Origin of the sequence: Hydrogenophaga sp., assembly GCF_041633695.1 — a bacterium.
Lineage (GTDB): Bacteria > Pseudomonadota > Gammaproteobacteria > Burkholderiales > Burkholderiaceae_C > Hydrogenophaga.
Window position 1 is genome coordinate 1 of sequence record NZ_JBFJMY010000505.1, and the last position, 2,772, is coordinate 2,772.

A 2,772-nucleotide genomic window follows, 5' to 3' on the forward strand; every position below is an offset into this window, starting at 1 on the left:
CTCACCTATGTGACCCATCCGACCCTGCCTGAATTGCTGGAAATCCTGTTCAGCGGCGCCGGTGCCGAAGCGCCGAACACGTTTCCGCGCTCAAGCGCCACCCGTTCCCTATTTCAGTTCACCAACCACCGGAGACCCAACATGAAAAAAATAGCATTCCATCTCGTTCTTGCCGCCACCGTGGTGGCCAGCACCTGTTCGATCCAGGCGATGGCGCAAGACAAGGCGATTTCGGGCAACCTGCGCATCGTCATCGGGTCTACCTCCACCGGCGGCGACACCTACCAGAACGCGGCCATCGTGGCCGAAGCCCTGGCCAAAAAACTCGACATCAATGCCAAGGTGGACCCTGTGGGCCCCACAGCCGCGTTCAAGGCCATTGAGCGCAGCACCGATGGCAGCACCATCATGCTGTTCCACGACCAGGCCTACCTGGGCAACCTCTACGGTGTGCGCGGTTTCGCCGACATCTTCACCGAATACAAGATCGGCCCCACCGTGGCCATCAACCCGGGTGACGCATTTCTGGTGCCCGCCAAATCGCCTTACAAAACCATCGACGACATCATCCAGGCGGCCGGCAAAGGCACCAAGGTGCGTGTCGCCATCCAGCCCGGCGGTGTTTCCGAAATTGGCTTCAGCGCCATGAAAAACGCGGTCGAAGTCCGCTTCCCCGGCAAAGAGGGCAACATGGTGGCCGTCAACACCGGTTCCCAGTCCGACAAGAACCAGCTGCTGTTTGATGGGCAGGCCGACTTGATCAACGGCTCGGTGCAGGCCAACGAGCAGTACACGCGCTTGCCCGCCGATGACCAAAAGGCCATGCGCTTTGTCTGGATTCCTGCGCGCGCCGAAACGCTGGCACAAGCCAACCCCGAAGGCCTGGGCCAGACCTCGCGCGACCAGTTGATGGCTTACGCCACACCCAAATCGAGCGTGACCCTGGACGGCACCAAGAACTGGGCGTTCGACAAAGAGTTCTTCTTCATCTACAACAAAGACACCAAGCCCGAAGTGGTTGCCGCGCTGGACAAGGCGCTGGCCGAAATCTACGCCGAAGGCAAGATCCAGGCGCTGCAGAAGAAGTCGTTCTTCATCCCCAACTTCATGCCCTCCAAAGACGCGCAGGTCTACATGAAGAGCAAGAACGACATCACCAAAAAAGTGATCGACCGTATCAAGTAAAACGGTTCGAAGCGGCGAATCCGCAAGCGGCGCTACCGTGCACAGAGGTGGGCCGCTTGCGTGCTTACGCCACGCGCTTGAACGCACGGAGACACGGCCATGGCATCTCTTTCAGAGCTCTTCAAAGTCCACATCGACTTTGATCAGTCGCATTTGTTTTTTCCGTCCATCGTCGAAGGGGCCTTGCTGCTGCTGTTGCTGGCCATTGCCGTGGTGCATGGTCCAGAGCTGCTCGCCCAGTGGCGCGGCGGCGCGCTGGGGCGCCGCTTGAGCCAATGGCAGGTGGACACCAAGCGGCTGCTGGGTTGTCTGGCGTTGACCGTGGTCTATTTCAGCGCCATGGAGCCCGTGGGGCGGCTGTACCCCAACAGCGGCATCGGGTTTTTGCTGACCTCCATCGTTTACGGGTTCTTGCTCTCCTGGCTGTTTGTGCACGGCATCAACAAGCGAAAAATCTTTCTCTTGTCCATGAGTTCGGTGCTCACACCCTTGCTGGTCTGGTTGGTGTTTTCCCACGTTTTCAAAATCACATTGCCTTGAGGCGAAAGAGTGCACTTCATGGAAACGCTGTTGTCGCTGGACTTGACGTATTACCTGCTGGTCAGCCTGGGTGTGCTGATCGGTATTATTTTTGGTGCCATCCCCGGCATGACCGCCACCATGGCCGTGGCGGTCTGCCTGCCCATGACCTACGCGCTGGATCTGAACCACGGTCTGGCCTTGTTGCTGGGTCTGTACGTGGGCGGCATTTCGGGCGGCCTGGTGCCAGCCATCCTCATCAACATCCCGGGCACGCCGTCGTCGATCACCACCTGTTTCGACGGCTATCCCATGACGCAGAAAGGCGAGCCCGAGAAGGCGCTCAAGATCGGCATCGTGTCTTCGCTGGTCGGTGGCCTGTTCAGTGCGGTGGTGTTGTATTACTTCGCACCCAGCCTGGCCGATTGGGCGATCAAGTTTTCGTATGTCGAGAAATTCCTGATCATCCTCTTTGCCTTGACGGTGATCGCTTCGCTCTCCAAGCGTTTGTTGGTGGGTATTTTTTCGGGCGTGCTCGGCGTCTGGGTCAGCCTCATCGGCGTTTACGACATGAGCACCGGTGGCAATGGTGAGCTGCGCATCGCACCCGAATATTTGTCCAACTTTCTGGAAACCGGCTTCTCGCTCCTGCCGGTGTTGATCGGCCTGTTTGGCCTGAGCGTGATCTTTGGCGAAGCCGAACAAGGGGTGCACGACGACGCCACCGGGTCGGTCAAGCTCTCCACCGGCAAGCGCTTTCGGTGGTCGGTTTTCAAAGGCCAGTTCGTCAACCTGCTGCGCTCGTCCTCCATCGGCACCTTCATCGGCTTGCTACCGGGTGTGGGTGGCAGTGCCGCGTCGGTGCTGGCGTATTCGCAGGCCAAGAACTTTTCCGACGACCCATCGAAGTTCGGCACCGGACACCCCGACGGGTTGATCGCCTCCGAGTCCTCCAACAACGGTTTGACCGGCGGCGCCTTGATCCCGCTGCTCTCGCTCGGCATTCCGGGCGACAGCACCACCGCCGTGTTGATCGGCGCATTCACCCTGCAAGGCATACAGGTCGGC

3 protein-coding genes are annotated in these 2,772 nt (G+C 59.3%); all 3 read left to right on the plus strand.

All coding sequences use genetic code 11. The annotated features are described in order from the left end of the window. Positions 1 to 141: 141 nt before the first annotated feature. Positions 142 to 1,185: a hypothetical protein gene (locus ABYB95_RS20820; protein ID WP_372661388.1), complete on the plus strand. Its 1,044-nt coding sequence runs from the start codon at positions 142 to 144 to the stop codon at positions 1,183 to 1,185. Between the two features lie 99 nt (positions 1,186 to 1,284). Further along, entirely contained in the window at positions 1,285 to 1,725 is a 441-nt protein-coding gene (locus ABYB95_RS20825) for a tripartite tricarboxylate transporter TctB family protein (protein ID WP_372661391.1), read from the plus strand. Positions 1,726 to 1,743: 18 nt separating this feature from the next. Continuing rightward, positions 1,744 to 2,772: tripartite tricarboxylate transporter permease (locus ABYB95_RS20830; protein WP_372661394.1), on the plus strand; the 1,029-nt coding region annotated here is incomplete at its 3' end.

Bases quoted from the DNA above. Each gene is read 5' to 3' on its own strand.
- ABYB95_RS20825 (WP_372661391.1), top strand. From the start codon at position 1,285: ATGGCATCTCTTTCAGAGCTCTTCAAAGTCCACATCGACTTTGATCAG.
- ABYB95_RS20820 (WP_372661388.1), top strand. From the start codon at position 142: ATGAAAAAAATAGCATTCCATCTCGTTCTTGCCGCCACCGTGGTGGCC.